Origin of the sequence: Roseovarius atlanticus (genome assembly GCF_019802205.1) — a bacterium.
GTDB classification, from domain to species: domain Bacteria; phylum Pseudomonadota; class Alphaproteobacteria; order Rhodobacterales; family Rhodobacteraceae; genus Roseovarius; species Roseovarius atlanticus_A.
In genome coordinates this window covers 1,133,999-1,158,348 of record NZ_JAHVHQ010000002.1, presented here as the reverse complement: position 1 = coordinate 1,158,348, position 24,350 = coordinate 1,133,999, and the positions used below count along the sequence as shown (strand labels likewise).

The following is a 24,350-nucleotide window of genomic DNA, read 5'->3' as shown; positions in this document are numbered from 1 at the left end:
CGAGACAACATGCACGGGTGGCCATCGACGATGGACGAACAGAACCGCAATCTTCTGCTGGCGACGGGCCTCAGCCTGTTGGTAATCCTTGTCTGGTTCCTTGTGTTCCCACCGCCGGAACCGGAAGAGGCCCCCGAGGCGACCACCACCAGCACCTCCACGACCGAAACCGGCACCGCCCCGGCAGAGCCTGCGGGCGATACGGCCACCGTCCCCAGCACGGCCGGCGACACCGCCGCGACCCCCGAGACGCAACAGGCCGAAGCAGAGCCCGACGACACGCCGCGCGTCGAAATCGACACGCCCACCCTGCAAGGCACGATCTCGCTGCGCGGCGGTCGCATCGACGACCTGCAACTCAAGAAATATCGCGAGACGCTCGAACCCGACGCGCCCATCGTCACGCTTTTGTCGCCCGCCGGCACCAACCGGGCCTACTACGCGCTCTTCGGCTGGGCGCCCGGCAGTGGCCTGACCCCGGATCAGGTTCCCGGCGCCAACACCATCTGGGACGTCGAATCCGATGGTCCGCTGACACCCGAAAACCCGCTGGTCCTGACCTGGGACAACGGCGCCGGCCTGACGTTCCGCCGCGAAATGTCCGTCGATGACCGCTCGATGTTCAACGTCGCGCAATCCGTGCAAAACACCGGCGACAGCGCCGCCTCGGTCGCCCCCTACGGCATCCTCGCCCGCCATGGCCTGCCGCCGGACCTCAAGAATTTCTTCATCCTGCACGAAGGCGGCATCAGCCTGACCGACGGCGAGCTGCGCGAGATCGACTATGACGATTTCGAACCCGCCGGCGCGCATGAGAACATCGCCCTGCAAGAGGCCGGCTGGTCCGGTTTCACCGACCACTACTGGATGACCGCGCTGATCCCCGGCCAGGCCGAAGGCTCGACCTTCTCGACCTTCCAGGACACCAATCGCAACATCTACCAGACCAATATCAAGCAGCGCACCGAAACCGTCGCGCCGGGCCAGGAAGTGACCATCCAGACGCGCCTTTTCGCCGGTGCCAAGGAATGGGAAACCATTCGCCACTACCAGAATGACGAGGGCGTGACCAAGTTCCTCGACTCGATCGACTGGGGCTGGTTCTTCTTCCTGACGAAGCCGATCTTCTGGCTGCTGCACAACCTCAACCAACTGATCGGCAACATGGGCTGGGCGATCATCGCGCTGACCCTGATCATCAAGGCGATCCTGCTGCCCCTGGCCTACAAGTCCTACGTCTCCATGGCGAAGATGAAGGAACTGCAGCCGCAGATGGAGAAGATCAAGGAAAACGCCGGCGACGACCGCCAGAAGCTCCAGAAGGAGATGATGGAGCTTTATCGCAAGGAAAAGGTCAACCCGGCCTCGGGCTGTTTGCCCATCCTGATGCAGATCCCGATCTTCTTCTCGCTCTACAAGGTGATCTTCGTCACGCTCGAGCTGCGCCACGCGCCCTGGATCGGGTGGATTCGCGACCTTTCCGCGCCCGACCCCTCGTCGCTCTACAATCTCTGGGGGCTGCTGCCCTGGGCCGCGCCCGAACCGGGCTCGATCCTGGCGCTGATCTTCATCGGCATCCTGCCGCTCTGCCTCGGCGTGTCGATGTGGCTGCAACAGAAACTGAACCCGGCGCCCACCGATCCGACGCAACAGATGATCTTCGCCTGGATGCCCTGGGTCTTCATGTTCATGCTGGGCAGCTTTGCCAGCGGTCTCGTACTCTACTGGATCGCGAACAACACGATCACCTTCAGCCAGCAATACCTGATCATGCGCAGCCAGGGCTACAAGCCGGACGTCTTCGGCAACATCAAGTCCAGCTTCAAGAGAAAAGCCCCGCCCGAGAAGAAGTCCGAGGACGGAAAGAAATGATCGCGACGGTTGCAGCGCTCTGGCGTCACCCGATCAAGGGGCACGGCCGCGAAGCGCTGGACACCGTCACCCTGACCGAAGGCCGGACCATGCCATGGGATCGCCGCTGGGCGGTCGCCCACGAAATGTCCAGGGCCGACGGCACCGAATGGGCGCCTTGCGCGAACTTCTCGCGCGGGGCGAAGACCGGCACACTCATGGCCATCTCGGCGCGCGTGGACGACCAGTCCGGCAGCGTCACGCTTGCCCATCCGGACCGGCCCGACCTGACCTTCGATCCCGAACAGGACCAGGACGCCTTTCTCGACTGGGTGCGCCCGCTCATGCCCGCCGACCGCGCCCAGTCGGCGCGGCTCGTGCGCGTGCCGGGGCGCGGCATGACCGACACCGACTATCCCTCGATCAGCCTGATCAACCTCGGCTCCAACGATGCCATGACCGACGCGATGCACCAGGACATCTCGCCCCTGCGCTGGCGCGGCAACATCCACCTCTCGGGGCTGGACGCCTGGGCCGAGTTCGACTGGGTCGGCCACACCCTGCGCATCGGTGACGCCGAACTGAGCGTACGGGAACCGATCAAACGCTGCCTTGCCACCACCGCCAACCCGCAGACCGGCGAACGTGACGCCGACACGCTCGGCACGCTGAACACCCGGTTCGGCCACCAGGATTTCGGCGTCTACGCCACCGTCACACGCTCGGGCGACATCCGTGTCGGCGACACGGTGGAGCCCGTCTGATGGCGCTCCCGTTCCCCCTGGCCGAGCCCCCCAGCGACGCCTCCGTCGAGCAGGGCCGCAAGCTCTTTGCCGGCGAGGTCACCTTCGTCAAGGGCGTCGTGGCCATGTCCGGCCTGCCCCCCGCCGACCGCCCCGAGGTCTGCTTTGCCGGGCGGTCCAACGTCGGAAAATCCAGCCTGATCAATGCGCTGACGGGCCGCAAGGCACTCGCCCGCGCCTCCAACACGCCGGGCCGCACGCAGGAAATCAACTATTTCGACCTCGGCGGGCAGAGCTATCTCGTGGACCTGCCCGGCTACGGCTACGCCAACGCCCCCCTGGCCAAGGTCGAGAAATGGCAGGCGCTGCTGAAACAGTACCTCTCGGGCCGCGCCACCCTGCGCCGCGCCTTCGTGCTGATCGACGCCCGCCACGGGATCAAGCCCGTGGACGAAGAAATCATGGCCCTGCTCGACAGCTCCGCCGTGACCTTCCAATGCGTGCTGACCAAGGCCGACAAGGTCAAACCCGCCGAGCGCGACAGGATGCTGGCGCAGGTCCGCACCCGCCTTGCCACCCACGCCGCCGCCTTCCCCGAGATCGTCCTGACCTCCTCGGAAAAGGGCGACGGCATCGCCACCCTGCGCGCCATCATCGCCACGCTGGAATAATCCGGGATCGCCCCCGGCTTTTTCTTGCCGGAAATACTCATGCACGAACGCGACCACAGACGCCCCGCTCCTTCAGCGGGGTAGGCCCGCACTCCCGCTTCCCTCCCCCGAGGGGAGGGCCAGGGTGGGGGCCACCTAAAGTCTTGCGCGTCAGCGCCCGTCCGGTGATAACGCCTCCGAACAAGGATCCCGCCCATGAAGACCCGAGACATGACCCGCGACAACCTCACCACCGCCCGCACCCTCAGCGAGGCCCTGCCCTATCTTCAGCGCTACGACGACGCCATCGTCGTGATCAAGCTGGGCGGCCACGCCATGGGCAGCGACGCCGCGATGGCCACCTTCGCCCGCGACGTGGTGCTGATGCGGCAGGTCGGCGTGAACCCGGTGATCGTCCATGGCGGCGGCCCGATGATCAACCAGATGCTGGAAAAGCTGAACATCAAGTCCGATTTCGTGAACGGCAAGCGGGTGACGGACGAGGCCACGATGGAAGTGGTCGAGATGGTCCTGTCGGGCCGCGTCAACAAGCGCATCGTGCAGGCGATCAACGCCCAGGGCGGCAAGGCGGTGGGCCTGTCGGGCAAGGATGCGGGCCTCATCACCTGCGTACCCACCGACCCCAAGCTCGGTTTCGTCGGCACGCCCGACAAGGTCGACCCCTCGATCCTGCACACGCTCTTTCACGACGATGCCATTCCCGTGATCGCCCCGCTCGGTGCGGGCCATCAGGGGGAGACCTTCAACATCAACGGCGACACCGCCGCCGGGGCCATCGCCTCTGCGCTTCGGGCCGACCGGCTGCTCCTGCTGACGGATGTGGACGGCGTGCGCGATGGCGACGGCAACATCCTGACCGAACTCACCGCCTCGCAGATAAAGTCCCTGACCGACCAGGGCGTCATCTCGGGCGGTATGATCCCCAAGACCGAAACCGCGCTCGATGCGCTCTCCTACGGGGTGCGCGGCGTGGTCATCCTCGACGGACGGCTCGACAACGCCGTGCTGCTGGAGCTTTACACCGAACACGGTTCCGGCTCGCTGATCCGCGCAGGGTAAGGCCCGCGCACCGCGTCACCGCGTTGTGACCCTTCGTCTCTTTGCGGACACATGCGGATGCAATAAATATATTGCATGGAACACGAGTTGCTGATCCGCCTGTCCGTCTTCATCGGGCTTTTCGCGGTCCTGGCCCTGATCGAGGCCAGGGCGCCGCGGCGCGTGCGCACGCAACCCCGCAACACGCGCTGGATCACCAACTGGGCCATCGTCCTCCTCGACACGCTGACCCTGCGGGCCCTCGCGCTCGCGCTGCCCCTGCTGGCCGTCGGCGCCGCCGTGGATGCCGAGGCCAATGACTGGGGCCTGATGAACGCCGTCGACCTGCCCGGCTGGGTCGCCGTGGTCCTGACCGTGCTGATCTTCGACCTCGCCATCTGGGCGCAGCACCTGGTGACCCACAAGGTGCCGCTCCTGTGGCGCATCCACCGCGTCCACCACGCCGACCGTGACATCGACGTGACCACCGCGATCCGGTTTCACCCGGTGGAAATCGCGCTGTCGATGCTGCTCAAGATCGGGCTTGTCTACCTGCTCGGCCCGCCCGCGCTGGGGATCATCCTGTTCGAGATCATCCTGAACGGCACCGCCATGTTCAACCACGCCAATATCAGGCTGCCGCTGGGGCTGGACGCCGCCCTGCGCAAGGTGCTGGTGACGCCCGACATGCACCGCGTGCACCATTCCGACCAGCGCCACGAACATGACAGCAATTACGGCTTCGCGCTGTCGATCTGGGATCGTATGTTCGGCACCTACATCGCCCAGCCGGCCAAGGGGCACGACGACATGACCATCGGTCTTCAGTGGCAGGATGACCGCCCCACGCGCCTTGGCTGGTCGCTGGGCCTGCCATTCTTCCGCAAATGATGACGCTCGACGCCATCGCACGGGCCGCCGCCCCGCATCACCTGGATGTCTTCGGCACCGTCACCGGGCCAGAGACGCCCGAGGGCATCGGCACGCTGGTACTGCTCGGCCCGCGCGAGCCCGGCTTCTGGCCCGCCTTCACCGCGTCGCAGGAATATGCCGACGCGGCGCCCGACCCGATGGATCGCTGGTCGTCGCGCGTGATCGGCGGCCTTGCGCACGCGCTTCAGGCGACCGCGTTCTTCCCCTTCGGCGGCCCGCCGTTCCAGCCGTTCATCGCCTGGGCCAAGGCCAGCGGGCGGGCCCATTCCTCTCCGGTGGGGCTCTTGGTGCATGACACCGCCGGGCTGATGGTCTCGTATCGCGGGGCGCTCGGCTTTGCCGACAGGCTCGATACGCCCGCGCCGCCGCCCAATCCGTGCGACAGTTGCGGCGCACAACCCTGCCTCACCGCCTGCCCCGTCGATGCCTTCGCCAGCGGCACCTATGACATCGCCGCCTGCAAGGCAGACCTGGACAGACCGGAAAACGATTGTATGTCAAAAGGATGCGCGGTGCGCCGGGCCTGCCCGGTCAGCCAGTCCTACGGGCGGCTGGACAACCAGTCCGCCTTTCACATGAGGGCCTTCAAATGAGACGTCTCGTCCTGATGCGTCACGCCAAGTCCAGCTGGGGCGACCCCGGCCTCGACGACCATGACCGCCCGCTGAACAAGCGCGGCAAGCTTTCGGCCGATGCCCTCGGCAACTGGCTGCGCAGCCAGACCATCGTGGTGGACGAGGCGCTGGTGTCGTCCTCCGTCCGCACGGTCGAAACCCTGCAAAGGCTCGGGATCGACTGCGACCGCCAGGTGCTGGATCAGCTTTACCACGCCGGTTCCGGCGACATGCTCAAGGCGCTCAGGACCCGTGCCACCGGCCAGACCGTCCTGATGCTGGGCCACAACCCCGGCATCGCCTGGTTCGCCCGCGACCTGATGCTGGCACAACCCGATCATCCCCGCTTCGAGGATTACCCCACCGGCGCGACCCTCGTGGCACGGTTCGACATCGACGACTGGAATGCGCTGCAACCGGGCACCGGCCGTTTCGAGGCTTTCGTGACGCCGCGCGACCTGACCGAGTGACCGACGCCGCGTCGCATCCGGTCTTCATCGGCTCCGAGATCTACCGCGGCTCCAGCTATGGCACGCGGCATCCGCTCAGCATCCCCCGCGTGCCCACGGTGATGGACCTGTGCCGCGCGATGGGCTGGCTGCCCCGCACGCAGTTCCGCGTCAGCCCGCGCGCCAAGCCTGCCGCGCTGACCCGGTTTCATACGCCTGCCTACATCACCGCCCTGCAACAGGCCGAGGTGGCCCGCACGGTCGACGAGGCCACCCGGACCCGCCACCAGATCGGAACGCTCTCCAACCCGATCTTCCCCGAGATCTATCGCCGCCCGGCCACTGCCGCGGGGGGGTCGCTTCTGGCGGCAGACCTGCTGGCGCAGGGCGGCATCGTCTACAATCCGGGCGGCGGGACGCATCACGGCATGGCCGACCATGCCGCCGGTTTCTGCTATCTCAACGACCCGGTTCTGGCCATCAAGGCGTTCCTCGCGCAGGGCCTGACCCGCGTCGCCTATGTCGATATCGACGCACACCATTGCGATGGCGTCGCCGCCGCCTTTCACGGCGATCCGCGCGTCCTGATGATCTCGACCCACGAAGAGGCGCGCTGGCCCTTCACCGGCGCGCTCGACGACCGCGCGGGCAGCCACGCCATCAACCTGCCCCTGCCGCGCGGCACCCATGACGACGATTTCGCCCTGCTGCGCGATTCTGTCCTTCTGCCCGCCGTCCAGGACTGGCGCCCCGAGGTCATCGTGCTGCAATGCGGCGCCGACGCCGTGCTGGAAGACCCGCTCGCCCGGCTGGCCCTGTCGAACAATGCCCACTGGCAAGTCGTCACGGCCCTGAAACAGATGGCCCCGCGCCTGCTCGTGCTGGGAGGCGGTGGCTACAATCCCTGGACGGTGGGCCGGCTCTGGTCCGGTGTCTGGGCCACGCTCAACGGTCTGGAAGTCCCCGACCGCCTGCCGGAACGCGCGCGGTCGGTCCTCGCGGCACTCAGCTGGACCCGCCAGCGCGGCGCCCGGCCGGATCACCTTGTCGAGACACTCCGCGACACGCCCCGCCACGGCCCGGTTCAGGACGAAATACGCCGCCGGGTGCAGGTGCTGCAGGCCCGGCGGCGTGTCTGGGTATAGGGTCCCGAAGGCCCCCGATCAGTGCCCGAGGATCTGGCTGAGGAACAGCTTGGTCCGGTCGCTTTTCGGGTTGTTGAAGAACTCTTCCGGCTCGTTCTGCTCCACGATCTGGCCCTGGTCCATGAAGATCACGCGGTTCGCCACCTGCCGGGCAAAGCCCATCTCGTGGGTCACGCACAGCATCGTCATGCCTTCCTCGGCAAGGCTGACCATCGTATCCAGCACTTCCTTGATCATCTCCGGGTCCAGCGCCGAGGTGGGCTCGTCGAACAGCATGATCCGCGGCTTCATGCACAGCGACCGCGCGATGGCGACACGCTGCTGCTGACCGCCCGACAATTGGCCGGGATACTTGTCGGCCTGTTCCGGGATCTTCACCTTTTCAAGGAAATGCATCGCCGTTTCCTCGGCCTGCCGCTTGGGGATCTTGCGCACCCAGATCGGCGCCAGCGTGCAGTTCTCCAGGATCGTCAGGTGCGGGAACAGGTTGAAGTGCTGGAACACCATCCCGACCTCGGACCGGATCTTGTCGATGTTCTTGATGTCCGACGACAGCACCGTCCCGTCCACCTCGATCCGGCCTTTCTGGTGCTCTTCCAGCGCGTTGATGCACCGGATCAGCGTCGACTTGCCCGACCCCGACGGGCCGGCAATGACGATGCGCTCGCCGCGGTGCACCGACAGGTCGATGTCGCGCAGCACGTGGAACGTGCCGTACCACTTGTTCATGTTCTCGATCCGGATCGCGATTTCGTCCGAGACCTGCATTTGAGCGGTTTCCGCCATGGAGTACCCTCCCCTTACCTGTGATCAGTGTTGAGCTCGCGCTCAAGCCACTGCGAATATTGAGACACGCCATAACAGACGACGAAGAACAGGAGCGCGGCAAAGCCGAACAGCTCCCAGTAGACCCCGTTCCAGTCGGTCGAGGCCAGGATCGGACCCCGGATCATGCCGACAAGGTCGAACATCGAGATCACCGAGACCAGCGTGGTGTCCTTGAACAGGCCCACCGCCACGTTGACGATGCCCGGGATCGAGATCTTCAGCGCCTGCGGCAGGATGATCAGCCGCATCGCCTGGGCATAGTCCAGGCCCAGGCTGTCGCCCGCCTCGTATTGACCGCGCGGCAGCGCCGCCAGACCCCCGCGAATCACCTCGGCGATATAGGCCGACGCGAAGGCGGTGATCATGATGATCACCCGGATGATCAGGTCGAATGTCGTGCCCGGCGGCAGGAAATAGGCCAGCACCACGTTCGCCACGAACAGAAGCGTGATCAGCGGCACGCCCCGGATGAACTCGATGAACACGACGCAGATCCACTTGATGATCGGCATGTCCGATTGCCGCCCCAGCGCCAGCGCGATCCCGATCGGGATCGACAGCGACACGCAGACCGTGCCGAGGATCATGTTGAGCATGAAGCCCCCCATGTCGCGCGACGGCACCTGCTCCAGCCGCAGCACCTCGATCTTGCCGATGCTGCCGGCCAGGAGGATCGCGACGACAAGCACCCCGAGCCCCCCCAGCACCGCGACGCCGAAGCCCCGCTTTTCCAGCGCCTTGAACGCGACATAGGCCGCGACGAACCCAAGCAGCAGCAACAACGGCGGCACGATGGACCCGCCCCAGATCAGCCAGAAGGCCAGGAACGGGTAAACGCCGGTGAACAGCAGCATCTGCCGCGGCAGGTACTTGAAGAACATCACCGGCGCCGCCGCCACGAACAGCAGCAGGAAGGCCAGCGCCGGGCGCCAGTATTCCGTGCTGGGATACTTGAACCCGAACAAAAGCTGGTTCCAGCGGTCGCTCAGCACCGCGAAACAGCCTCCGGTCGCACCGTCCAGGATCTCGCGGCATTCCCGGATCGACGTCGCGTTCCAGATCCCGTTCAGGATCCAGGGCAGCGTCGCGGCCAGCAGGAAGTAGATCACCACGATCGCCGCCACGGTCAGCACCGAGTTGGGGATCGTCGCGAACAGGTTCTTCTTCATCCACTTGGTGATGCCGGTTTCCGCCGCCGGAGGTGGCGTTTCCGGCAGCATGGTGTCGCGGACATAAGCGACGGATTCTGCATGTGTATCAGACATCTCAGCGCTCCTTCAGCCGCACGGCGTTGTTGTAAATGTTCATCACCGCAGAGATCCCGAGGCTGATCAGCAGGTAGAACAGCATCAGCAAGAGCACGCATTCGATGGCGCGGCCCGTCTGGTTCAGCGTGATCCCCCCCAGCGTGGCGGTGATGTCGGCATAGCCCACGGCAATCGCCAGTGAAGAGTTCTTGGTGATGTTCAGATACTGCGAAATCAGCGGCGGGATGATCACCCTCAGCGCCTGCGGCAGGATCACCAGGTTCATGATCCGGCGCGGACGCAGGCCCAGGCTCGCCGCCGCCTCCGTCTGGCCCTTGCTGACCGCCAGGATACCGGCGCGCACGTTCTCGGCGATGAAGGCGCCGGTATAGATCGACAGCGCGAACCACAGCGCGATCAGCGGCGCCCCGATCTGCAGGCCGCCGCGAAAGTTGAAGCCGCCCAGTTCCGGGAAGTCCAGAGTGATCGGCTGCCCCATGATGAAGAACACCAGGATCGACGGCACGAACAGGATCGCCAGCGAGGGCCAGCCCATCGGCAACAGCTTGCCCGTCGCGTAAAGCAGCTTCTTGGCATAGCGGCGATAGGCGAAGACCCCGATGACCGACAGGATGAACGTCACCACGACCACCATCGACCCCGGCCCCCAGACCGGCATCGGCACATAGACGCCGCGGTTGGTGAAGGCGACCGACCCCAGGATCATCGACGCGTCCGGGTCATCGCCTCGGAATGCGCTCGGCGCGGGCAGGACGGCGGTCATGATCGTGAAGATGATGATGATCCAGATCAGCACCGGCACGTTGCGGAACGCCTCGACATAGCCCGACATCAGCTTGCGGACGAGCCAGTTGTTCGACAGTCGCAGCACGCCCGCGATCACGCCGAATATCGTCGCCGTGGCACAGGCCAGGAACGCCACCAGAAGCGTGTTCAGGATACCGACGATGGCGGCGGTCAGGTGCGAACTTCGGCTGGTATACTCCACCAGCGTCTGGTTGATGTCGTACCCCGCCGGCTCACCCAGGAATTCGTAACTGATGTTCAGACCCGCAGCCCGCAGGTTGAGCACAAGGTTGTAGCCCAGGTAGGCGATGATCCCGATCAGCACCATCAGGGCGATGAACTGGAAGGTGTAGGAACGATAGCGCGTATCGTTCAACAGCATAGATGGTCGAAACGACTCCTGTTGAGGGTCGGTCATTATTGTCATCTGAAGTGTCCCCGTTGGCGGCCCGGATTATTGTGTGCGCTTTTGCGCGGTTGGGCCTGTCCCTGGTTATTATGTGCGAAGGGCGCGGAGTGATCCGCGCCCTTCGACTTGGTATCTTAGCGGAACGGCGGCGCGTAGAGCAGGCCACCATCGGTCCACTGCGCGTTCAGGCCGCGCGCCAGACCGATCGGCGTTGTCTCACCGATGTTCTTCTCGAAGAGCTCGCCATAGTTGCCGCCGGCCGAGATGGCCTTCACGGCCCAGTCGGCCTCGAGGCCCAGCATCTCGCCAAGGTTGCCCTCGGTGCCAAGCAGGCGGTTGATCTCCGGGCTGTCGCCGGCGGTCGATGCCATGTCGGCGATGTTGGCGCTGGTGACGCCCAGTTCTTCGGCCGCGATCAGCGCGTTCAGGGTCCAGCGAACCACGTCGCCCCACTCGTTATCACCGTGACGGACCAGCGGGCCCAGCGGCTCTTTCGAGACGATCTCGGGCAGCAGCACATGCGCCGACGGATCTTCGAACGCGGCGCGCGTTGCGGCCAGGCCCGAGGCGTCGGTGGTGTAGACGTCACATGCGCCAGCCAGGTACTGCTGTTGCGCTTCGGCGTTGGTTTCGATCGGAACCGGCTCGTAGTTCATGCTGTTCTTGCGGAAATAGTCCGCCAGGTTCAGCTCGGTCGTGGTGCCGGTCTGGATGCAGACGGTCGCGCCGTCCAGATCCTTGGCCGAGGACACGCCCAGCTCCTTGGGAACCATGAAGCCCTGGCCGTCGTAGTAGTTCACGCCGACGAATTCGAACTTCAGGTCGACATCGCGCGAGAAGGTCCAGGTCGTGTTCCGGGCCAGCATGTCGATCTCGCCCGAGGCCAGCGCTGTAAAGCGCGTCTTGCCGGTGGTGGGCACGAATTCGACCGCTTGCGGATCCCCCAGCACGGCGGCGGCGACAGCACGGCAAACGCCGACGTCGAAGCCATCCCAGTTCCCGTTGGAATCCGGGGCGGCAAAGCCGACCAGGCCGGTGGTCACGCCGCAGTTCAGCGTGCCGCGTGCCTTGACGTCGTCAAGCGTCGCGGCCGCAGCTGCGCCAGCCGTAAGGCCGGCCACCGTCAGCGCGCCTAGAAATACGGATTTTTTCATGTTTACCTCTTCCTGATGTATCCGCCCGATCGAGGGCGGTTTGGTCGGCCCGAGCGGACCGGAGCGATACTGTGAAAGGGGTTCCCCCCACGTCAGTGTGCATAAGTGTGAGTGGATTCATTCCTGAAGGTCAAGACCCGTGTCACGAAAAACGATGGTTTCAGGCCAATGCTTCCGTTTGGGAAACCGATGTTTTTCTCTCTATTCCGGCGTCGCGCTCAGGGCGCTGAACCTCTTGGCATGAAGGAATTCCGCCCGTTTCACCGCCTCCACGGCGCGCGCCTCTTCGTCAATGCCCCATTGGTCTTCCTGCCAGCGCTCGTCGAGCCGCGACAGCTCCCACAGATCTTCGGCGGGGCGCGCCTCCTCCAGCGCCGCAAGGCCGATGACCAGCGACCCCGACAACCCCACAAGATCGTGAAACGCCGTGAGGGTGAAATTGTCCATCGCGTGCACTTGTGCTGAAAATTGTGCCAGGGCGCCAGCCTCCTGCGGGCGGTGCATCACGCCCGCTACCGGAACCAGCCGCGCCCCATAGCGCGCCTCCGCCCAGTCCAGCAGCGGATCCCACGCCTCCGCCTGCCGCCGGATCAGGCTGTCGGGGCTGTCCGCGCGATAGCACAGCAGGTCGGTATCGGCGTAACCCGCCAGCATGTCGGCCACCTCGGCATGCTGATGCCGCACCTTGTCGATGGCTGCGTTGGCCGAGCGTGTGACCGGCATCGTGCCGGGTAGGATCAGATCCTCCTGCGCGTCCCATTCGGCGGCGACCGCTTCGGCCAGCGCGCGCGTCGGCACGATCATCGCGGCCTTGGCCGGCGTCCTGACCGCCCGCCCGTCCAGCCGGATGCCATAGCCGCCCTCGTCTTCGACGACCGCGGCCTCTTTCCAGAACCGCTTGGCCTTCCACTCGCTCATGCCGCCGTCTCCCATATCTCTTGCAGAAGGGGCGGCAGGTCGTCGAAACGTTCGATCACGTGCCGCGCCGCGCCCAGCGCTTCGCGCGGGTGATAGCCCCAGCCGACCCCGATGCCTGCCACGCCCGCGGCGGCGGCCATCTCCATGTCGAAACTCGTGTCGCCGACCATCACCGCCTGGTGCGGCTCCAGCCCGGTCTCGGACAATGCTGCCCGAATCATTGACGGGTGCGGTTTCGACGGGTGGTGGTCGCTGACCTGCTGGGTGATGAACATCCGCTCCAGCCCATGCCCCTCCAGCAGCTTGTCCAGCCCCCGGCGCGACTTGCCCGTCGCCACGCCCAGCAGCGTCTCGGGCTGCGCGTGAAGCGCCTCCAGAACCTCTCGCGCCCCGGGATAGAGCGGCGAGGATTCCGCCGCGCCGATCTTGGCCCGCAGGGCGATATACGCCTCCTTGTACCACTCCACCATGCGCGCGTGCATCGCTGCGTCCATGTCCGGCGCCAGCACGGTCATCGCCCGGTCCAGCGACAGCCCGACAATCGACAGGATCGCCTCGCGCGTCGGTGCCTCCCGCCCGGCGCGGGCAAAGGCATGGCTCATCGCCGCGACGATATCCGCCTGGCTGTCCACCAGCGTGCCGTCCACGTCGAAGATCACCAGCCGCAGCGCGCTCATCGCAGCGCCTCGAACGGGTCCTCGGCGGCCAGGTCCGGCGTCCAGCCCAGCGTCTCGAACGTGTTTGCCATGTGCTCGGGCAGGTCGGCGTCGATCACCACGGGCTTTTTCGTCACCGGATGCTCGAACGCCATGGTCCGCGCATGCAGGTGCAGCTTGTTCGAGATGATCCCGCCCAGCTTCGCGCCCCAGCCATCGCCCAGGTTCTCCTGGCCCGACCCGCCATACTTGCCATCGCCCACGATGGGGTGCCCGATCTCGGCCATATGCGCGCGCAGCTGGTGCGTCCGGCCGGTAATCGGCTCCATCGCCACCCACGCGGCCCGGCTGGCGACCCGGTAGAGCGTGGCATATTGCGTGATCGCCCGCTTGGCGCCCTGGGTGCGGTCCACCTCTCCGGGATGGATGCAGACCATCTTCTCGCCCTCGCCGCGCGCGCCATGCCCCCCGGCCTTGACCAGCCCGTACTTGATCTCGCCCAGATAGGGCGTCGGCACGCCCGCCACCACGGCCCAGTAGATCTTGCGCGTCTCGCGGTGCCGTATCGCCTGCGTCATCGCCGCCGCCATCGCCCGCGTGCGGGCCAGGATCAGGACACCGGACGTGTCCTTGTCCAGCCGGTGCACCAGCCGCGGCGCTTCCTCCATCCCGAACCGCAGCGCATCGGCCAGCCCGTCCACGTGCCGGGTCAGCTTGCTGCCCCCCTGCACCGGCAGGCCCGGCGGCTTGTTCAGCGCAATGATATGATCGTCGCGATAGATCACCGCGTCCCGGATCATCTTGGCGTCGGCGTCCGAGATCTTCGTCTTCTGCTTCTCGACAGGCGCGCTTTCCACCTCGCCCGGATCCGGCAGGGGCGGCACGCGCACCTGCTGGCCCTCTTCCAGCCGCGTGTTTGCCTTCACCCGCCCGCCATCGACGCGCAGTTCGCCCTTGCGGCACATCTTCTCGATCCGGCCCTGCGCCACGTGCGGAAACCGCCGCCGCAGCCAGCGGTCCAGCCGCTGATCGCCCTCGCCGGGCTCGACCGTCAATGTCTGTACGCCGCTCATGCCCAGATCCCCCGCGCCAGCCAGACACCCAGCGCCAGCCCGAGCACCGACAAGGCGACCGACAGGATCACGTAAAGCGCCGCCGTCCCGACCGCGCCCCGCTCGTACAGGGTGAACGCCTCCAGCGAGAAGGCCGAGAAGGTCGTGAATCCGCCCAGTACCCCCGCCATCAACAAGGGGTTCAACTGCGTCAGATCCTTTTCGAACGTATAGATCACCACCATCCCCATCACGAACGACCCCAGGATGTTCACCGGCAGCACCCCCAACGGGAACCCGCCAGCGACGTGACGCGCCACCGCCTGCCCCACGCCGAAGCGCAGCATCGAGCCTATGGCACCGCCAAGGCCCACCTGGAGAAAGGTCATCCACATGGCCGCGTCTGTCGCCTCTGACCCCGGTTTTGTCAAGCTGGGCAGGCTTGGCTTGCATGCGCCGTGAACGACGCTACGCTGCGTCAACCCCAAGACCCGGAGCCCCCTATGCAAGACCCCGACAGCTTCCTGCGCCGCCTCTTCGACCGCGCCGTGGAAGTGGCCGACCCGATGCAAAGCCTCGCCGCCCACCTGCCGCCCCGCCCCGAGGGCCGGCTGGTGGTGATCGGCGCCGGCAAGGCCAGCGCCCGCATGGCCGAGGCGGTCGAGGCCGCCTATGGCCCCTGCGAGGGCCTGGTGATCACCCGCTACGGCTACGCCCGCCCCTGCGAGGGAATCGAGATCGTCGAGGCCGCCCATCCCGTCCCCGATCAGGCCGGGGTCGACGCCACGCGCCGGATGCTGACGCTCTTGGAAAGCTGCGGCGAAGGCGACACCGTGCTGGCTCTCATATCCGGCGGCGGCTCCGCACTCCTCTGTGCCCCGGCCCAAGGCATCACCCTCACCGAAAAACAGGCGCTCACCGACGCGCTGCTGGCCTCCGGCGCGCCCATCGGCGCCATCAACGGCATCCGCAAGCAGATCTCGGCGGTCAAGGGCGGCAAGCTCGCCGCCGCCGCCTACCCGGCCAGGATGCTGGCCCTGCTGATCTCCGACGTCCCCGGCGACAACCCCGGCGACATCGCCAGCGGTCCCACCGTGGGCGACACCGGCACCCCGGCCCGCGCGCTGGAAACGCTGGCCCGCTGGAACGTCACGCCGTCGCCCTCCATCACCGACTACCTGAACGCGGGCGGCAACCCCTTGCCTCCCGACGATCCGCGCCTCGCGACCGTGGAAAACGTGATCTACGCCGCCCCCTCGCAATCGCTGGCCGCCGCCGCCGAAATAGCCGAAGCGGAAGGCATCGAGGTGCAAATCCTCGGCGACGCCATCGAAGGCGAGGCCCGCGACGTCGCCGCCGACCATGCCGCCCTCGCGCGCAAAACACAGGGCGACAAACCCATCCTCCTCCTGTCGGGCGGCGAACTCACCGTCACCCGCCGCGGCAATGGCAGCGGCGGGCCCAACGCCGAATACTGCCTCGCCCTCGCGCTCGCCCTCGACGGCGCGCCCGGCATCCACGCGCTGGCCTGCGACACCGACGGCGTCGACGGCGCGGCAGAGGTCGCGGGCGCGATCATCTCGCCCGAGACGCTCACGAAAGCTCCCGACGCCGCCGACGCGCTCGCCATCAACGACGCCCATGGCTTTTTCGGGCGCATCGGCGACCAGGTGGTGACCGGCCCCACGCTCACCAACGTCAACGACTTCCGCGCCATCCTCGTGCTTCCGGGGTCATGACCCTCCCGCCCGACCTCCCCGCGCAGATGACCGAATGGCGCCACGCCTTTCACCGGATGCCGGAACTGGGCTTCGACCTGCCCCGCACCAGCGCCCGCGTCGCCGACCTGCTGCGCGGCTTCGGGCTGGAGGTCCACACCGGCATCGGCCGGTCTGGCGTCGTGGGCATCCTGCAAAAGGGCAACGGCACGCGCACCATCGCCATTCGCGCCGACATGGACGCGCTGCCCATCACCGAGCAGACCGACATCGCCCACCGCTCGGAGATCCCCGGCCAGATGCACGCCTGCGGCCATGACGGCCACACCAGCATGGCGCTCGGCGCGGCAAAGGCCCTCGCTGAAGCGGGCGATCTCTCGGGCCGCATCGTCTTCCTCTTCCAGCCGAACGAGGAGCACGGCCAGGGCGCCACCGCCATGATCGCCGACGGCGTGTTCGACCGCTTCGGCGTCGAGGCCATCTATGGCATGCACAACATCCCCGGCATGCCCGTGGGCCAGTTCGCCACGCGCGTGGGGCCGATCACCGCCAGCGAAGCACTTTTCGAGATCACCATCGAGGCCCGCGGCGGCCACGCCGCCCTGCCGCACATGGGCGCCGACGCCATCACCATCGGCGCGGAAATCGTCGGCGCGCTGCAAACCATCGTCTCGCGCAAGCTCGACCCGGCGCAGAACGGCGTCGTCTCGGTCACCGGGTTCGAGACCGACGGCAAGCGCAACGTCCTGCCCGGCCGCGCCACCCTTACCGGCGACGCCCGCGCCCTCACGCCCGAGGTCAACGCCAACATTGAATCCGCCATGCGCCGCATCGTCAGCGGCATCTGCGCCGCCCATGAAGTCAGCGGCCATGTCGCCTATGACACGATCTTCCGCCCCACGATCAACGCGGCCCGGCCCGTCGCCACCGCCACCGCCGCAGCACAGGCGATCGGCGCAGAGATGGACGCGGCCTGCCCGCCGAAACTCTTTTCCGAGGATTTCGCCGAGATGGCCGCCACGCGCCCCGGCTGCTTCGTGCTGATGGGCAACGGCACCGAGGGCCCCTATGCCCGCCCGCTGCATTCGGCGGATTACGACTTCAACGACGCGGCCCTCGCCCACGGCGCGGCCTTCTGGGTCGCCGTGACGCGGGCCGAGCTGGGCACCTGACCTACTCGGCGGCTTCTTCCGCCTCTGGCTTGCGCTCGAACGCCGTGCGTCCCACGCTGTCATAGGCGACAAAGCCGGCCCGCTTGGCATCCTTGACCGAGTAGATGTTCCGCAGATCCGCCATCCGCGCCACGTTCATCCGCCGCGCGATCCGCTTCAGGTCCAGCGCCCGGAACTCGTTCCATTCCGTCAGGATCACCACAAGATCGGCATTGCCCACCGCCTTGTAGGCGTTCTCGACCCATTGCACGCCCGGCAGGCGCTCGGTGCCTTCACGCTCGCCCTGCGGGTCGCAGATCCGCACCTTGGCCCCACCGCCCACCAGCGCCGGCACGATGGTCAGCGACGGCGCCTCGCGCATGTCGTCGGTGTTGGGCTTGAACGTCGCCCCCAGCACCGCGATGGTCTTGCCGTTGAAGCTGCCCTCGCAAAGGTCCAGCAGCTTGTCGATCATCCGCCGCTTCATCTCTTCGTTGACGGAAATCACCGCCTCGGTGATGTGCAGCGGCACACCGTATTCCTGCCCCGTCCGGGCCAGCGCGCGGGTGTCCTTGGGAAAGCAGCTGCCGCCATAGCCCGGGCCGGCATGCAGGAACTTGTTGCCGATCCGCCCGTCCAGGCCCATGCCCCGGCTCACCTGTTTCACATCCGCGCCGGTGCGTTCGCACAGCGCGGCAATCTCGTTGATAAAGGTGATCTTGGTCGCCAGGAACGCGTTCGCCGCGTACTTGATCATCTCGGCGCTTTCCAGGTCCGTGACCAGGATCGGAAACTCGCGCAGGTAAAGCGGGCGATAGATATCCTCCATCACCTCCGCCGCGCGCTGCGACTGCACGCCCACGACCACGCGGTCGGGTTTCATGAAATCCTCGATTGCCGCGCCCTCGCGCAGGAACTCGGGGTTCGAGGCGACGTCGAACTCAAGGTCCGGGTTGGCCTTGCGCACCGCCTGTTTCACCTGCCGGTTGGTGCCCACCGGCACCGTCGACTTGGTGACGATCACGATGTAATCCTTCACCACCCTCGCGACCTCGACCGCCGCGGCCATGACATAGGTCAGGTCGGCATGCCCGTCCCCGCGCCGCGTCGGCGTGCCCACGGCAATGAATACCGCCTCGGCCCCGTCCAGAGCCTGCGGCAGGTCCTGGGTGAACGACAGCCGCCCGGCCTCGACGTTCTTCTGCATCAGGACATCCAGCCCCGGCTCGTAGATCGGCACCTCGCCGCGGTTCAGCTTTTCGACCTTGGCGGCATCCTTGTCCACGCAGACAACGTCATGCCCGAAATCCGAGAAACACACCCCGGACACAAGCCCGACATAGCCGGTTCCAATCATCGCAATCTTCATCGGGTTTCGCCCTCGATCCGCCTGTCGCCCCCACGACCTTATGCGGTTGCGCCTGCCCGCCCGTCAACGCGCATCTGTGACGGACGCGGGTCACTATGCGTTCTATGCCACAAACCGCTCAGCCGCCCCGCGACTGTTGGACAGGACGACGAGGCGCGGGTAAGAGGATGGTCACGAAAACGTCACGCGGCGAAAGGTGCGATTGCATGGCTGAAAAACTGTTCGGAACGGACGGCGTCCGGGGCGAGGCCAACACATGGCCCATGACCGCCGAACTCGCGCTCCGGCTCGGCGCCGCCGCCGGGCGGCATTTCCGCCGCGACGACCAGGAACACCGCGTGGTGATCGGCAAGGACACCCGCCTGTCGGGTTACATGATCGAATATGCCCTGACCGCCGGCTTCGCCTCGACCGGGATGGACGTGTTCCTGCTGGGCCCGGTGCCCACGCCCGCCGTCGGTTACCTCACGCACTCGCTGCGCGCCGATGTGGGCGTGATGATCTCGGCCAGCCACAACCCGGCCAGCGACAACGGCATCAAGCTTTTCGGCCCCGACGGCTTCAAGCTGTCGGACGACTCCGAGGCCGGGATCGAGCAACTGCTGCATGACGGCGTCCGCCTCGCAAAGCCGGAAAACATCGGCCGTGCCAAGCGGTTCGAGGATGCCCGCGGCCGCTATGTCGAGTACGCCAAGACGACCTTCCCCTATCGCGGCCGCCTCGAAGGCCTGCGCATCGTGGTCGACTGCGCCAATGGCGCCGCCTACAAGACCGCCCCCGCCGTCCTCTGGGAACTGGGCGCCGACGTGATCCCCATGGGGATCGAGCCCGACGGCACCAATATCAACTTCGAGTGCGGCTCCACCCACCCCGACGCCGCCGCGCGCAAGGTGCTGGAAACCCGCGCCGACCTCGGCATCTGCCTCGACGGCGATGCCGACCGCCTCGTGCTGATCGACGAGACCGGGCATATCGCCGACGGGGACCAGATCATGGCCCTCATCGCCACCCGCTGGGCCGCCGAGGGCCGGCTCAAGGGCGACGCGCTGGTCGCCACGGTCATGTCCAACCTCGGGCTGGAACGCCATCTGGAATCCAAAGGCATCGGCCTCAAGCGCACCAAGGTCGGCGACCGTTACGTGGTCGAGGAGATGCGCGCCGGCGGCCACAACCTGGGCGGCGAGCAATCCGGCCATATCGTCATGACCGACTACGCCACCACCGGCGACGGCCTGATCGGCGCGCTGCAATTCCTCGCCTCGATGGTGGAAACCGGCCAGAAGGCCAGCGAACTGGCGCGCGTCTTCACGCCGATCCCGCAAAAGCTGGTGAATGTCCGCTACCAGACCGGCCAGACCCCGCTCGAGGCCGACAGGGTGCAACAGGCCATCGCCGACGGCGAGAAGAAGCTGGGCAGCGACGGCCGCCTGCTGATCCGCAAGTCCGGCACCGAGCCGTTGATCCGCGTCATGGGCGAGTCACTGGATCCCGCCCTTCTGGACACGGTACTGGACGATGTGGTGGGCGCGGTGAAACAGGCGACCGTCTGAACCGCCAGTTCACCCAACGTCCCACAGGGCAGCCGATTTCTTGAAAAGAAATCGGATCGGAAACTTTCAAAGTTTCCGATCCCCGCTGGTATCGCGCCTCACCCCATCCGCCGCTGCGTCGTCGCCACCCTGTCCACCGCGCCCGCCTCGATGACCACGCCAAAGAGCCGCTCCGCCTCCTCGACCGAGTAGCGCCCCAGCCGCACATCCTCGGCCACCAGCCCCGGGTCCCGCTGCATCGGGTCGCCGTACCCGCCACCCCCGGGCGTCTTCACCCGCACCCGGTCGCCGGGACCCAGCGGAATGTCCTGCTCCTTCGACAGGTGCACCGGCGTATAGGGCACCTCGCCACGCCACACCGTCACCTCGTTCGGCGCGCCGTCGCCGCCGCCCATGGCACCTTGCGGCCCGTACCGCCCATGATCCATGACGAAGCTCGCCTTGGCCTGCCCGCGCCGCAACTCCAGCTCGTATTCAAGGCCGAACCCGCCGCGCATCCGGCCGGCCCCGCCCGACCCGTCGCGCAGCGCGTAACGGTGGTAAAGCACCGGAAAGGCCTGCTCCATGATCTCCACCGGCGGCGCCTTGGAAATCCCGATGGTGGAACAGCCGTTGGTGATCCCGTCCCCTTCGGCCCAGCCGCCATAACCGCCGCCCGACAGCTGGTACATCACAAAATCGCGCGCCTTCGCCGGGTCATGCCCGCCCAGCGCGAAGTTTCCGCTGGTTCCCGCCGGGGCCGCCGTCACCCGGTCGGGCAACGCCTGCACCAGCGCGGCGAACACCGCCTCCGCGATCCGCTGGCTGACCTCGGCGGCACAGCCCGACACCGGGCGCGGGTATTGCGCATCCAGGAACGTGCCTTCGATTCCCACCACCTCCAAGGGCTCGAACGCCCCCTCGCTGATCGGCACGTCGGGAAAGACATGCCGCATCGCCAGGTAGACCGAGCTCAGCGTCGTCGCCCGGACCGAGTTCATCGGTCCCAGGCACGGCGGCGCCGACCCGGCGAAATCGAACACCAGCCGCTCTGCCTCGCGCGTGACGGTCAGCCTTATCGCCAGCGGCGCGTCGACAACCCCATCGCTGTCGATCCACGCAACGGCCTCGTACGCGCCGTCCGGTATCTCACCTATGAACCGCCGCATCTGCTGCGCCGCACGGGTCCGCAACTCCGCAATCGCGCCCTCCACCACGTCATCGCCATAGCGATCCATCAGCGCGCCCAGCCGCTCGGCCCCCAGGTCCAGCGCGGCGGCCTGTGCCCGCACGTCGCCAATCCTCTGGTCCGCCACCCGGATGTTGGAACAGATGATGCTGTAGATCTCCGCATCCATCCGCCCCCGCTTGAACAGCTTCACCGGCGGCAGGCGCAACCCCTCCTGCTCCACCGCCGTCGCACTGGCCGAGAACCCTCCGGGCACCGCACCCCCGGTGTCGGGCCAATGCCCGGTATTCGACAGCCAGCAGAACAGCCGCTCGCCCCTATAAAAAGGCCGCGCAAACCGCACGTCCATCAAATGCGTGCCGCCCAGATACGGATCGTTGACGATATAGATATCCCCCGGCTCCGGCGCGCCCACGCGCCCGTCCCCGATCATCTCGATCAGCGTCGCCGTGGAATACTGCATCGTGCCCACGAAAACCGGCAGCCCGCCCGCGCCCTGCGCGATCAACGCGCCATCGGCGGCGGCATATATCCCGTCCGAGCGGTCATTCGCCTCGGCGATCACCGGCGAGAACGCGGCGCGGGAAAACGCCAGGTCCATCTCGTCGCAGACCTGCTGCAACCCGGCCTGGATCACCGACAGGGTAATCGGATCCATCGTCATGGCGCCTCTCCCACCGCGATCAGGATGTTGCCATGCGCATCCCCCGTCGCCACGCAGCCCGGCTCGATCAGCACGGTGGTGTCCATCTGCGCCACGATCCCCGGACCTTCCAGCCGGAACTCCAGCGGCAGGTGATCGCGCCAGTAGACCGGCGTCTCGTGCCAGCCGTCCTCGAACCGCACCCGACGCGCCCCGGTCTGCGCCTCCGCAAGCGTCGCCTTGCGTCCGCCTGGGTCCACCAGCACCGACAGATCCAGCGGCGCCCGTTCCCCGACGACCGAGCAGTTGGCATTGACCACCTGCGCCCGGATCTCGGGCAACCTGACCTTGAAGCGCGCGAAATAGACATCCTCGAACAGCGCCTGCAATTCCTCCGGCGTCACGTCCGGCCGTTCCAGCGGCACGCGCAACAGGTGGGTCTGCCCGACAAACTGCATGTCCACGCTGTAGACATGGCGCACCCCGGTCATCGCCACGCGCTCGCGGTCCAGCATCGCCTTGCCCGCCGCCGCCTGCCCTGCGAACACACCGGCCAGCTCGCCCGCCCCCAGCGCATGGACAGGCCGGTTCACCGTCTGCACGAAATCATGCCGCAGGTCCGCCACCACGCAGCCCAGCGCGTTGGTGATCCCGGGCCGGGCCGGCACCAGAACGCGCGGCACACCCAGCTCCCGCGCCAGCGCGCAGGCATGCAGCGGCCCCGCCCCGCCAAAGGCGAACAGCGCGAAATCCCTGGGGTCCGCCCCCAGCGACAGCGACACCATGCGGATGGCCCCGGCCATCTTGGTATTCGCCATGCGGATCACCGCCAGCGCCGCCTCGGTCACGTCCAGCCCCAGCGGCTCGGCCAGGTCCCGTGCAAAGGCCTGCGCCACGTCGCCCGGGCTGACCCCTCCGGCCTTGGCCAGCCTTGCCGCGTCCAGCCGCCCCAGGATCAGGTTCGCGTCCGAGATCGTCGGCCGCGTCCCGCCCCGCCCGTAACAGATCGGCCCCGGATCGGCCCCGGCGCTTTCCGGCCCCACATCCAGCAGGCCCGCCGCATTCACCCGCGCGATCGACCCGCCACCGGCCCCCACCGTGCGTACATCCACCATCGGCACATGGATCGGCATGGCGTACTCGATCTCGATCTCGTGCGACACCGGCGGCTCAGCCCCCCGGATCAGCGCCACGTCGGTCGAGGTGCCGCCCATGTCATAGGTGATCAGGTTCACCACCCCGGCCTGCCGCCCGGTATAGGCCGCCGCCATCACGCCCGAGGCCGGCCCCGACATCACCGTCTTCGCCGCCTCCCGCGCCACCAGCCGGGCCGACACCATGCCGCCATTGCCGTTCATCACCAGAACGTCATGGCCATACCCGCCCTCCGACAGGCTGTCGGTCAGACGCTTCAGATAGCGATCCAGGATCGGCTGCACGCTGGCATTCACCGCCGCCGTGACGCCGCGCTCGTATTCCCGGCTTTCCTGCAGGATCGCATGACCCAGCGTGATGTGGTCATTGGGCCAGACCCCGGCGAGGATCTCTCCGGCGCGCTGTTCATGCGCCGGGTTGGCATAGGCATGCAGGAAATGCACCACCACCGCCTCGCACCCCTCGGCCAGCAACCGCTCCGCCGCCTGTCTCACCGCCTCGTCGTCCAGCGGCACCACCACCTCTCCGGTGGCATCCACCCGTTCGGGCACCTCGATCCGCAGGTCGCGCGGAATGATCGGCGTGAATGCCCCCCTCATGCCATAGGCCTGCGGCCGCGTCCGCCGCCCCAGCTCCAGCACGTCGCGAAAGCCTTGTGTCGTGATCAGCCCGGTCCGGCTCAGCTTGCGTTCCAGCACCGCGTTGGTCGTCGTCGTGGTGCCGTGCACAATCAGGTCGATCGCCGCCAGCTCCGTCTCGGCGGCCCCCAGCGCATGCATCACGCCCGACGCCTGGTTCTCCACCGTGGTCGGCACCTTCGCCAGCCTGACCCGCCCGGTGGCCGGGTCAAGCTCCACCAGGTCGGTAAAGGTTCCCCCCACGTCGATCCCCACGATCGTGCCCGTCTGCCGGTCTGTCATCGTCGTCCCTTGCCTGCACCCAGATGGACCGTCCGCGAGGGGTCGGCAAAAGTCAATCTCGGGGAGAGTCCCTGCATCTTTCCCCGAACAAATCGTCACGGTTTTTCATCAACCTGTGCTAATGGAACCTCCGGCAGAGGCGAAAACAGCCTCACCACGGA

At 66.8% G+C, this 24,350-nt stretch carries 22 protein-coding genes; 11 read left to right on the top strand and 11 right to left on the bottom strand.

The window, feature by feature from the left end:
• Nucleotides 1-30 precede the first annotated feature (30 nt).
• The 8 genes from yidC to KUV49_RS05730 all read left to right on the top strand — a co-directional run bounded on the left by yidC (nucleotide 31) and on the right by KUV49_RS05730 (nucleotide 7,444).
• Nucleotides 31-1,872 (top strand): membrane protein insertase YidC, encoded by a 1,842-nt coding sequence (yidC, locus tag KUV49_RS05760; RefSeq protein ID WP_222452097.1) that lies wholly within the window; start codon nucleotides 31-33, stop codon nucleotides 1,870-1,872.
• A complete protein-coding gene (locus KUV49_RS05755) occupies nucleotides 1,869-2,615 on the top strand; it encodes an MOSC domain-containing protein (protein WP_222452017.1) in 747 nt (248 codons plus the stop codon). The genes yidC and KUV49_RS05755 overlap by 4 nt, the downstream gene beginning before the upstream one ends.
• Complete coding sequence (gene yihA, locus KUV49_RS05750) at nucleotides 2,615-3,265, top strand: ribosome biogenesis GTP-binding protein YihA/YsxC (RefSeq protein WP_222452016.1); 651 nt, start codon at nucleotides 2,615-2,617, stop codon at nucleotides 3,263-3,265. The genes KUV49_RS05755 and yihA overlap by 1 nt, the downstream gene beginning before the upstream one ends.
• 195 nt (nucleotides 3,266-3,460) lie before the next feature.
• Nucleotides 3,461-4,324 (top strand): acetylglutamate kinase, encoded by an 864-nt coding sequence (argB, locus tag KUV49_RS05745; RefSeq protein ID WP_222452015.1) that lies wholly within the window; start codon nucleotides 3,461-3,463, stop codon nucleotides 4,322-4,324.
• A 75-nt stretch (nucleotides 4,325-4,399) separates the two neighbouring features.
• A complete protein-coding gene (locus tag KUV49_RS05740) occupies nucleotides 4,400-5,194 on the top strand; it encodes a sterol desaturase family protein (protein ID WP_222452014.1) in 795 nt (264 codons plus the stop codon).
• On the top strand, nucleotides 5,194-5,829 hold the full coding sequence (locus tag KUV49_RS05735; RefSeq protein ID WP_315901770.1) for a ferredoxin: 636 nt from the start codon (nucleotides 5,194-5,196) through the stop codon (nucleotides 5,827-5,829). The genes KUV49_RS05740 and KUV49_RS05735 overlap by 1 nt, the downstream gene beginning before the upstream one ends.
• Nucleotides 5,826-6,320 (top strand): SixA phosphatase family protein, encoded by a 495-nt coding sequence (locus KUV49_RS21405; protein WP_261391395.1) that lies wholly within the window; start codon nucleotides 5,826-5,828, stop codon nucleotides 6,318-6,320. The genes KUV49_RS05735 and KUV49_RS21405 overlap by 4 nt, the downstream gene beginning before the upstream one ends.
• Entirely contained in the window at nucleotides 6,317-7,444 is a 1,128-nt protein-coding gene (locus KUV49_RS05730) for an acetoin utilization protein AcuC (RefSeq protein WP_315899554.1), read from the top strand. Before KUV49_RS21405 ends, KUV49_RS05730 begins: the two co-directional genes overlap by 4 nt.
• A gap of 18 nt (nucleotides 7,445-7,462) precedes the next feature.
• On the opposite strand, the gene KUV49_RS05725 is transcribed toward KUV49_RS05730, so the two are convergent.
• From KUV49_RS05725 to crcB, 8 genes are all read right to left on the bottom strand, one after another.
• The gene (locus tag KUV49_RS05725) at nucleotides 7,463-8,230 is read right to left on the bottom strand and encodes an amino acid ABC transporter ATP-binding protein (protein ID WP_103763501.1); all 768 of its coding nucleotides are present in this window, start codon (nucleotides 8,228-8,230) and stop codon (nucleotides 7,463-7,465) included.
• Between the two features lie 14 nt (nucleotides 8,231-8,244).
• Complete coding sequence (locus KUV49_RS05720) at nucleotides 8,245-9,537, bottom strand: amino acid ABC transporter permease (protein ID WP_222452012.1); 1,293 nt, start codon at nucleotides 9,535-9,537, stop codon at nucleotides 8,245-8,247.
• A 1-nt stretch (nucleotide 9,538) separates the two neighbouring features.
• Nucleotides 9,539-10,753, bottom strand: coding sequence for an amino acid ABC transporter permease (locus KUV49_RS05715; RefSeq protein ID WP_222452011.1), 1,215 nt, complete (start codon nucleotides 10,751-10,753; stop codon nucleotides 9,539-9,541).
• 116 nt (nucleotides 10,754-10,869) lie between these two features.
• Nucleotides 10,870-11,889, bottom strand: coding sequence for an amino acid ABC transporter substrate-binding protein (locus tag KUV49_RS05710; protein WP_222452010.1), 1,020 nt, complete (start codon nucleotides 11,887-11,889; stop codon nucleotides 10,870-10,872).
• A 201-nt stretch (nucleotides 11,890-12,090) separates the two neighbouring features.
• On the bottom strand, nucleotides 12,091-12,807 hold the full coding sequence (locus KUV49_RS05705) for an ATP12 family chaperone protein (protein ID WP_222452009.1): 717 nt from the start codon (nucleotides 12,805-12,807) through the stop codon (nucleotides 12,091-12,093).
• Nucleotides 12,804-13,484 carry an HAD-IA family hydrolase gene (locus KUV49_RS05700; RefSeq protein WP_222452008.1) on the bottom strand — a complete coding sequence of 227 codons (681 nt, stop codon included), beginning with the start codon at nucleotides 13,482-13,484 and terminating at the stop codon, nucleotides 12,804-12,806. The genes KUV49_RS05705 and KUV49_RS05700 overlap by 4 nt, the downstream gene beginning before the upstream one ends.
• On the bottom strand, nucleotides 13,481-14,536 hold the full coding sequence (locus KUV49_RS05695; protein ID WP_222452007.1) for an RluA family pseudouridine synthase: 1,056 nt from the start codon (nucleotides 14,534-14,536) through the stop codon (nucleotides 13,481-13,483). Before KUV49_RS05695 ends, KUV49_RS05700 begins: the two co-directional genes overlap by 4 nt.
• Entirely contained in the window at nucleotides 14,533-14,910 is a 378-nt protein-coding gene (gene crcB, locus KUV49_RS05690) for a fluoride efflux transporter CrcB (protein WP_222452006.1), read from the bottom strand. The genes KUV49_RS05695 and crcB overlap by 4 nt, the downstream gene beginning before the upstream one ends.
• Nucleotides 14,911-15,018: 108 nt before the next feature.
• Here crcB and KUV49_RS05685 point away from each other — a divergent pair, with 108 nt between their 5' ends.
• Together KUV49_RS05685 and KUV49_RS05680 are read left to right on the top strand one after the other, a co-directional pair.
• The gene (locus KUV49_RS05685; protein WP_222452005.1) at nucleotides 15,019-16,254 is read left to right on the top strand and encodes a glycerate kinase; all 1,236 of its coding nucleotides are present in this window, start codon (nucleotides 15,019-15,021) and stop codon (nucleotides 16,252-16,254) included.
• Nucleotides 16,251-17,405 carry an amidohydrolase gene (locus KUV49_RS05680; RefSeq protein ID WP_222452004.1) on the top strand — a complete coding sequence of 385 codons (1,155 nt, stop codon included), beginning with the start codon at nucleotides 16,251-16,253 and terminating at the stop codon, nucleotides 17,403-17,405. Before KUV49_RS05685 ends, KUV49_RS05680 begins: the two co-directional genes overlap by 4 nt.
• A 1-nt stretch (nucleotide 17,406) precedes the next feature.
• Here KUV49_RS05680 and KUV49_RS05675 read toward each other — a convergent pair whose 3' ends face one another.
• Entirely contained in the window at nucleotides 17,407-18,753 is a 1,347-nt protein-coding gene (locus tag KUV49_RS05675) for a UDP-glucose dehydrogenase family protein (protein ID WP_222452003.1), read from the bottom strand.
• A 206-nt stretch (nucleotides 18,754-18,959) separates the two neighbouring features.
• On the opposite strand from KUV49_RS05675, the gene glmM reads away from it, so the two are divergent.
• Complete coding sequence (gene glmM, locus KUV49_RS05670; protein WP_222452002.1) at nucleotides 18,960-20,303, top strand: phosphoglucosamine mutase; 1,344 nt, start codon at nucleotides 18,960-18,962, stop codon at nucleotides 20,301-20,303.
• 98 nt (nucleotides 20,304-20,401) lie between these two features.
• On the opposite strand, the gene KUV49_RS05665 is transcribed toward glmM, so the two are convergent.
• Complete coding sequence (locus KUV49_RS05665; RefSeq protein WP_222452001.1) at nucleotides 20,402-22,135, bottom strand: hydantoinase B/oxoprolinase family protein; 1,734 nt, start codon at nucleotides 22,133-22,135, stop codon at nucleotides 20,402-20,404.
• Nucleotides 22,132-24,189, bottom strand: a complete 2,058-nt coding sequence (locus KUV49_RS05660; RefSeq protein WP_222452000.1) for a hydantoinase/oxoprolinase family protein — start codon at nucleotides 24,187-24,189, stop codon at nucleotides 22,132-22,134. Before KUV49_RS05660 ends, KUV49_RS05665 begins: the two co-directional genes overlap by 4 nt.
• Nucleotides 24,190-24,350 lie beyond the last annotated feature (161 nt).